This window comes from Tenacibaculum soleae, from assembly GCF_001693415.1.
In the GTDB taxonomy this organism is placed as follows: Bacteria; Bacteroidota; Bacteroidia; order Flavobacteriales; family Flavobacteriaceae; genus Polaribacter; species Polaribacter soleae.
The window spans coordinates 468,265-476,552 of the sequence record NZ_MAKX01000002.1 but is presented as its reverse complement, the minus strand read 5'-3'; the positions used below and the strand labels follow the sequence as shown (position 1 = coordinate 476,552).

General features: G+C 30.7%; 6 protein-coding genes. 5 read left to right on the top strand and 1 reads right to left on the bottom strand.

Translation table 11 applies throughout. From position 1 onward, the window contains the following. Positions 1-327: 327 nt before the first annotated feature. From pta to BA195_RS09445, 3 genes are read left to right on the top strand one after another with little or no spacing between them, the layout of a single operon-like run. Positions 328-2,424: a phosphate acetyltransferase gene (gene pta / locus BA195_RS09455; RefSeq protein ID WP_068704782.1), complete on the top strand. Its 2,097-nt coding sequence runs from the start codon at positions 328-330 to the stop codon at positions 2,422-2,424. A gap of 2 nt (positions 2,425-2,426) precedes the next feature. Beyond that, entirely contained in the window at positions 2,427-3,608 is a 1,182-nt protein-coding gene (locus BA195_RS09450) for an acetate/propionate family kinase (RefSeq protein WP_068704780.1), read from the top strand. Further along, positions 3,608-4,399: a tRNA pseudouridine synthase A gene (locus tag BA195_RS09445; protein WP_068704777.1), complete on the top strand. Its 792-nt coding sequence runs from the start codon at positions 3,608-3,610 to the stop codon at positions 4,397-4,399. Before BA195_RS09450 ends, BA195_RS09445 begins: the two co-directional genes overlap by 1 nt. 174 nt (positions 4,400-4,573) lie before the next feature. On the opposite strand, the gene BA195_RS09440 is transcribed toward BA195_RS09445, so the two are convergent. Continuing rightward, complete coding sequence (locus tag BA195_RS09440) at positions 4,574-5,716, bottom strand: acyl-CoA dehydrogenase (protein ID WP_068704775.1); 1,143 nt, start codon at positions 5,714-5,716, stop codon at positions 4,574-4,576. A 90-nt stretch (positions 5,717-5,806) separates the two neighbouring features. Here BA195_RS09440 and BA195_RS09435 point away from each other — a divergent pair, with 90 nt between their 5' ends. Together BA195_RS09435 and BA195_RS09430 are read left to right on the top strand one after the other, a co-directional pair. Further along, complete coding sequence (locus BA195_RS09435) at positions 5,807-6,862, top strand: anhydro-N-acetylmuramic acid kinase (protein WP_068704773.1); 1,056 nt, start codon at positions 5,807-5,809, stop codon at positions 6,860-6,862. A gap of 193 nt (positions 6,863-7,055) precedes the next feature. Continuing rightward, entirely contained in the window at positions 7,056-8,288 is a 1,233-nt protein-coding gene (locus BA195_RS09430; RefSeq protein ID WP_068704771.1) for a Glu/Leu/Phe/Val dehydrogenase dimerization domain-containing protein, read from the top strand.

Sequence of the window (8,288 nt, the reverse complement as noted above, 5' to 3'; positions counted from 1 at the left end):
TAGATTGAGGTTTTTTTTGCTTTAAATCGAAATGAAATTGGGTAAAAGACAAAAGGTGAATAAAAAAAGGAAATGGAGAGGTATAAAGTAAGCAAATAAGCTTTAGATATACGAATTATACATTGATAGCCTTAGCCACGATTGAAGCATTTGTTTGAGCTCTTTTTTGGTTTTACTAAAAAAATCAAAAAAAGCGAGTGTGGAAAGCGTGAATAGCTGCTATTAATTATTCTAATGCTATTTTATAATAGTAGAAGGATTGATTATACTAACAATTATCATAAAAGATTAATTTTTTTTAAAGTAATTTTGCTTAAAATTAAAAAAATGAATAAAGCTATTTATATCGCAGCAAGTGAAGCCAATTCTGGAAAATCAATGTTAAGTATTGGTTTGATTCAATTGTTGCTTAAAAAAAAGCCTAAAGTTGGATATTTTAGACCAATTATTGATAATACTGTTGAAGGTAAAAGAGACAATCATATAAATACAATACTCAATTATTTTAATTTAAAAAATGATTATGAAGATTGTTACGCTTTTACAAGATCTGATTTAATTCAAAAATTGAATGATGATAAAGAGGATGATGTTCTTAATAAAATTATTCAAAAATATAAAAAATTAGAAACTGAAAATGATTTTGTAATTGTAGAGGGAACAGATTTTTCTGATCATGGTGCAATTATAGAAATGGATTTAAATGTATTGATTGCTAAAAATCTTGGAATACCAGTAATTATTGTTTCTGGTGGTGTTTCAAAAACATTAGAAGATTTTATTCAAAGTTTGCGATTAACATATGATTCGTTTGTGAATAAGGATGTTCAGGTAATTTCAGTAGTAGCGAATAAAATTGAAGAAGAAAATATTGAAACTATTTTAAATGAAGTTGGTAAGAACTTACCTAAATCAGTTTCAATAAATGCGATACCAATTAATAAAAAATTAAATAATCCTACGGTAAAGGAGTTTTTAAATGAAATTAAAGCTGTTGTATTGTTTGGGAAAGAGTTTTTAAATAATACGACTGGAGACATTAAAGTAGGAGCGATGCAATTGTCTCATTTTTTACATCATTTAACGGAAGGAAGTGTTGTGGTTACGCCTGCTGATCGTTCAGATATTTTATTAGGAACTTTACAGGCAAATATTTCAACAAATTACCCTGCTATTTCATGTATTGTTTTAACAGGAGGGATTGAGTTAAATTCATCAATTATTAAATTAATAAATGGACTTGAAAAAATTGTTCCTATTTTATGGGTAAAAGAAGGTACTTTTAAAACGACGACTAGGTTAGGAAATGTGCGATCACATATTTATGCCGAAAATGTTGATAAGATAAAAATGTCAATTAATATTTTTGAAAAGTATGTTGATGTTACGGCTTTAAACGAAAAACTAACAAGTTATAAAGGATCTGATATTCTTACACCAAGAATGTTTCAGTATAATTTATTAAAAAAAGCTAAAGAAGTTAAAAAGCATATTGTATTGCCAGAAGGAAGTGACGATAGAATTTTAATAGCGGCATCACAGCTTCAAAAAACAAATGTTGTAGCATTAACTCTTTTAGGTAAAAGAGTAAATATTGAGGCATCAATAAAAAGGTTAAATATTTCTTTTGATTTTAATAAAACGGCAATAATTAATCCGATAGAATCTGAATATTTTGATGATTTTTCTAAGACCTTATATGAATTAAGAAAACATAAAGGGTTAAGTCCTGCTATGGCAGATGATTTAATGGCTGATGTTTCTTACTTCGGAACAATGATGGTACATAAAGGCCTTGCTGATGGAATGGTTTCAGGTGCTGCACATACCACACAGCATACTATAAAACCAGCGCTACAATTTGTAAAAACCAAACCTGGATTTTCAGTAGTTTCATCTATTTTCTTTATGTGTTTAGAAGATCGTGTTTCTGTTTTCGGCGATTGTGCTATTAATCCAAATCCGACGGCCGAAGAATTAGCTGAAATAGCAATTTCATCAGCAGATTCAAGTATAGCTTTTGGAATAGACCCTAAAATAGCAATGTTATCGTATTCATCAGGAGCTTCAGGAAAAGGTGAAGATGTTGATACAGTTAGAAGAGCAACTGAAATTGTTAAAGAAAAACGACCAGATTTAAAAATAGAAGGACCAATTCAATATGATGCAGCAGTAGATGCATCCGTAGGAAAAAAGAAATTACCAAACTCAGAAGTAGCCGGACAAGCAAATGTGTTAATATTTCCAGATTTAAATACAGGGAACAATACTTATAAAGCTGTACAAAGAGAAACAGGAGCATTGGCGATTGGCCCAATGTTACAGGGTTTAAATAAACCAGTAAACGATTTAAGTAGAGGATGTACGGTTGATGATATTTTTAACACCATAATTTTAACTGCAATTCAAGCACAAGATCTATAAATATGAAAGTATTAGTAATAAATTCGGGAAGTTCATCAATAAAATATCAATTGTTTGAAATGCCTCAGCAAAAAGTTGTTTGTGCTGGATTGATAGAAAGAATTGGTTTAGAAAAAGGAAATGTACATTATAAATCAGCAGACAATGATATTGAAGAAGTCCTTGAAATTAAAAACCATAAAGTAGGTTTAGAAAAAGTAGTTACTTTATTGTTAGATGAAAAAGTAGGTGTTATAAATTCGACAGATGAAATTCAAATCGTAGGACATCGTGTAGTGCATGGAGGTAGCAGCTTTACAAAAACGATCTTAGTTACCGATGAAGTAAAAAAGAAGATTGAAGAATTATTTTCTTTAGCTCCACTTCATAATCCAGCAAATTTAGAAGGCATACAAGTTGCCGAAAGTATTTTTACAAACGCAAAACAAGTAGCAGTTTTTGATACCGCTTTTCATCAATCAATTCCTATTAAAGCATACAAATACGCGATTCCGAATAAATTTTTAACAGAAGATAAAATTCGTTTGTACGGATTTCATGGAACAAGCCATAAATATGTTTCAGAAAAAGCAATTGAATATTTAGGTACAGAAAAATCTAAAATAATTACGGTTCATTTAGGTAATGGTTGTAGTATTACCGCTGTTGAAAATGGAAAAAGTATAGATCATAGTTTAGGTTTTGGTCCTGTTACAGGATTAATTATGGGATCACGTTCGGGAGATATTGATCATTCATTAATTTTTTACCTGATAAATAACTTAGGATATGATGCTGATTATGTAAACACGATGTTGCAAAAAGAAAGCGGAATGTTAGGTTTAACAGGATATAGTGATTTACGTGATATTGAAAGTGAAGCTGAAAAGGGAAATGCAGACTGTCAGTTAGCTTTAGATATGAATGCATACCGAATTAAAAAATACATAGGTTCGTATATTGCTGCAATGAATGGTTTGGATGCGCTTGTTTTTACTGCAGGTATAGGTGAAAATTCTGTTTACATAAGAAAATTAGTTTGTAACGCTATGGAGTTTTTTGGTATTGAATTAGATGAAAGTAAAAATGATATGAGAGCCAAAAAGTTAACAGAAATTCATAAAGAAGCATCGCGTGTAAAAATATTAGTAATTCCTACTAATGAAGAATTAGAAATAGCAAAACAATCATTCGGTTTATTATAATGATGAATTACAAGTATACATATTTAGTTACGATTCAATATTTAGGTTTCCGTTTTCATGGATGGCAAAAACAACCAAATTTAAAAACAGGTCATTTATTTTTAGATAAAACGTTAAAGTTTATTTTTAAAGGTATTCGTTTAAAAAGTTTAGGAGTTGGTAGAACAGATGCTAGAGTTTCGGCAAGCCATTTTGCGTTTCAATTATTTATTGATGAAAAAGTAGATTTTGATGAATTTATGATAGATTTTAACGCAAATGCTCCTGGTGATATGAGAGCTTTAAAGATTGAAAATATTGATAGAGATTTTAATATAATTCAGCACCCGAAGTTAAAAGAATATCGTTATTATTTTTCTTATGGTGAAAAAAATCACCCGTATGCAGCTCCGTTTTTAACTCGTTTCAGAGAGCAATTAGATGTTGATTTGATGAAAGAAGGAGCAATATTATTTGAAGGTTTTCATAATTATAAACGCTATTGTACAAAGCCAACCGAAGAAACTAAGGTTGAAAGAGAAATTCAATTTTGTAGAATTGAAAAAAATACTGAATTGACAGCATCTTTTTTTCCGAAAGAGAGTTTTGTGTTGGTTGTTAGAGGTGAAGGTTTTTTAAGAAATCAGATTCGTTTAATTATGGGAGCACTGCATGATTTAGGTAAAGGAGAGTTTGATTTGAATTTTATCAAACTAAGTTTAGATCCTACTTCTGATATTGAATTTATAAAAAATATTGCTCCAGCTTCTGGTTTACATTTACATAAAATAGATTTTAAAGATTTAGAATAATAAGTACACGTGTTAGCGATTGAAGTTTTGTTTGAGCTCTTTTGTGAAGTATGAACAAAAAGCGAGTACCTTTCGACTTCGCTCAAGATAAACTATAAACGCGACCCTTGTGGTAACGCCCAAAAAAAAGTCCATCAAATTAATGATGGACTTTTAGTTTATAGTGACAAGAAATTAATCTCTTATAACACCTCTTGAAATTACAATTTTTTGAATTTCAGAAGTTCCTTCATAAATTTGAGTAATTTTTGCATCACGCATTAAACGCTCTACATGGTATTCTTTAACAAAACCATTACCACCGTGAATTTGTACAGCTTCAACAGTTTGTTCCATAGCAACTTTAGAAGCGTATAACTTAGCCATAGCTCCAGACATATCAAAACTATTACCTTGATCTTTGTCCCAAGCAGCTTTCATAACTAACATTCTTGCCGCTTCAATTTCAGTATACATATCAGCCAATTTAAAAGCAATTGCTTGATGATTACAAATTTCCGTGCCAAAAGCTTTACGCTCTTTTGAGTATTTTAAAGCTAATTCATAAGCTCCAGATGCAATACCTAATGCTTGTGCAGCAATACCTATACGTCCACCTGATAATGTTTTCATGGCAAATTTAAAACCAAATCCGTCTTCACCAATTCTGTTTTCTTTCGGTACTTTTACATCGTTAAATTGTAAAGTATGCGTATCTGAACCACGAATACCTAATTTATCTTCTTTAGGACCAACGTGAAAACCTTCTGTTCCTTTTTCAACAATAAAAGCGTTGATTCCTCTGTGTTTTTTACTACGGTCGGTTTGTGCAATTACTAAATATACATCAGCACGACCACCATTTGTAATCCAGTTTTTTGTACCGTTAATAAGGTAATGATCTCCTTTATCTTCGGCAGTTGTTGCTTGTGATGTTGCATCTGATCCTGCTTCTGGTTCAGATAAACAAAAAGCACCAATCTGCTCTCCAGTAGCTAATTTTGTTAAATATTTTTGTTTCTGTTCTTCAGTACCATAAGCTTCTAAACCATAACAAACTAATGAATTGTTTACAGAAACCATAACAGAGGCAGAAGCATCAATTTTAGATAATTCTTCCATAATCAATACATAAGAAATCGCATCCATTCCGCTTCCTCCGTATTTAGGATCTACCATAATACCTAAAAAACCAAGTTCTCCCATTTTTCTTACTAATTCATCTGGAAAGGTTTGTGCATTATCTCTTTCAATTACTCCTGGTAATAATTCGGTTTGTGCAAAATCACGCGCTGCATCACGAATCATTAAATGTTCTTCTGTTAAACTAAAATCCATTATATATGATTATTATATTCGTAAAAAATGAGCTCAAAGATATCGTTTTCGTAGCATATTTTCAATAGGCTTTTATTATTTTTACAGACTATGAATAAAGATTTTTATTATATAATAGGATTGATGTCTGGCACTTCATTAGATGGAATAGATTTAGTGTATGTTCAGTTTGATAAAAAAGATTATGAGAGTTTTAAAATACTAACTTCTGAAACTGTTTCTTATACCGATAAATGGAAAGAAAAATTGAAAAGTGCTATTGGTTTTTCTGTGGATGAACTAAAAGATTTAGATATTAAATATGGAGAATTATTAGGTGATGAAATCAATTTATTCATCAAAAAAAATAAAATAACTAAGATTGATTTTATAGCCTCTCACGGACATACAATTTTACATCAACCAGATGATGGAATTACATTGCAAATAGGTAACGGAAAAATACTATCTGAAATTACAAAACAAAAAGTAGTGTGCGATTTTAGAACTCAGGATGTTAAACTAGGTGGACAAGGAGCTCCTTTGGTTCCTATTGGTGATGAATTATTGTTTGCTAATTATGATTTTTGTGTAAACTTAGGTGGTTTTGCAAATGTGTCTTTTAAAGAAAACGAAAAAAGAATTGCTTTTGATATTTGTCCTGTAAACATTGTGTTGAATCATTATGTGCAAAAACTCGGACTTGAATATGATGATAAAGGAAAAATAGCTTCAAAAGGAAAAATAAACAAAAAATTATTAGAAAAACTTAATGAGTTAGATTTTTATGACAAATTTCCCCCAAAATCATTAGGTTTAGAGTGGGTGCAAGCAATTATTTTTCCGATGATTGATTCAATAGAAGAAGATATTCCAACAATTTTAAGAACCTTTATAGAACATGTAGCTATTCAAATTGGGAAAATCATTTTTAAAAACCAATTTGTTTTAATAACAGGTGGTGGTGTTTTTAACTCTTTTTTGATGGAAAGAATAGCGTATTATTCAGAAAGAAAAGTTAAAATTCAGCCTAACGAATTAATCAATTATAAAGAGGCATTAATTTTTGCTTTTTTAGGATTGTTACGTGTTGAAAATCAGGTAAATTGTTTACAAAGTGTAACAGGTGCAAAAAAAGATCATTCGTCGGGAGTTATTTTTAATTAACGGTAATTTTAAATCAAAAAATTTGACGTATTATTTTTTTTATGGTAAGTTTGTGACTGCCTGTTTTTATCAGGGATATAACCACTAAAAAACTTTTAAAAATGAGACAACTTTAACTACTTCTTTGAAGAGCATATTTAAAAAGATTTAAAGATTATAATAAACAAAAGTTGAAAATTTAGTAGAAAGTATTATGAAAGAATTACTTAAAATATACGAAAACAAAGAACCAGAAATTGTTTTTCATTGGAAAGATCAAGAAACAGAAGCCGAAGGTTGGACTGTAATAAACTCTTTAAGAGGTGGTGCTGCTGGAGGTGGAACCAGAATGCGTAAAGGATTAAACAAAAATGAAGTTTTATCTTTAGCAAAAACAATGGAGGTAAAGTTTACTGTTTCTGGACCCGCAATTGGTGGTGCAAAATCGGGAATTAATTTTGATCCTAATGACCCAAGAAAAAGAGGTGTTTTAGAGCGTTGGTATAAAGCGGTAACACCATTGTTAAAACATTATTATGGTACTGGAGGAGATTTAAATGTAGATGCAGATAAAGATGTAATTCCGATTACAGAAAGCTGTGGAGTTTGGCACCCGCAAGAAGGTATTTTTAACGGACACTTTAAACCAACCGAAGCTGATAAGATTAACAGAATTGGGCAATTACGTCAAGGAGTAATTAAAGTGATTGAAGACGAGCAATTTTCGCCAGATTTATCTAAAAAATATACCGTTGCAGATATGTTAACAGGTTACGGAGTTGCCGAAGCTGTAAAACATTATTATAGTATTTACGGAGGTAATGTTGAGGGTAAAAGAGCCATTGTTCAAGGATTTGGTAACGTAGGTTCAGCAGCAGCTTATTATTTAACGCAATTAGGAGCAAAAGTTGTTGGTATTATAGATAGAGAAGGAGGAGTTATAAATGAAAACGGATTTTCTATGGAAGAAATGAAAGCTTTGTTTTTAGCTAAAGATGGTAATAAATTAGTTGCCGATAAAATGATCCCTTTTGATGAAATTAACGCTAAAATTTGGAGTTTACCAGCGGAGATTTTTGTGCCAGCAGCAGCTTCAAGATTGGTTTCTCAAGAACAAGTACAACAAATGATTGATACTGGTTTAGAAGTGATTTCTCCAGGAGCAAACGTTCCTTTTGCAGATAAAGAAATTTTCTTTGGTCCAATTATGGAATATACGGATAAGCATTTAAGTTTATTGCCAGACTTTATTTCTAATTGTGGTATTGCAAGAGTTTTTGCTTACTTAATGGAAGCCAAGGTAGCCTTACCAATGGAAGATAAAGCTATTTTTGATGATACCTCAAATATTATTAAAAAAGCATTACAAAGAACATTTACAAAAAGTGCGTCGAAAACAAAAATTTGTTCAACTGCCTTTGAAATCGCATTAAAAGAATTGATATAA

Bases quoted from the DNA above. Each gene is read 5' to 3' on its own strand.
- BA195_RS09435 (WP_068704773.1), top strand. From the start codon at position 5,807: ATGAATAAAGATTTTTATTATATAATAGGATTGATGTCTGGCACTTCA.
- BA195_RS09430 (WP_068704771.1), top strand. From the start codon at position 7,056: ATGAAAGAATTACTTAAAATATACGAAAACAAAGAACCAGAAATTGTT.
- pta (WP_068704782.1), top strand. From the start codon at position 328: ATGAATAAAGCTATTTATATCGCAGCAAGTGAAGCCAATTCTGGAAAA.
- BA195_RS09445 (WP_068704777.1), top strand. From the start codon at position 3,608: ATGATGAATTACAAGTATACATATTTAGTTACGATTCAATATTTAGGT.
- BA195_RS09440 (WP_068704775.1), bottom strand. From the start codon at position 5,716: ATGGATTTTAGTTTAACAGAAGAACATTTAATGATTCGTGATGCAGCG.
- BA195_RS09450 (WP_068704780.1), top strand. From the start codon at position 2,427: ATGAAAGTATTAGTAATAAATTCGGGAAGTTCATCAATAAAATATCAA.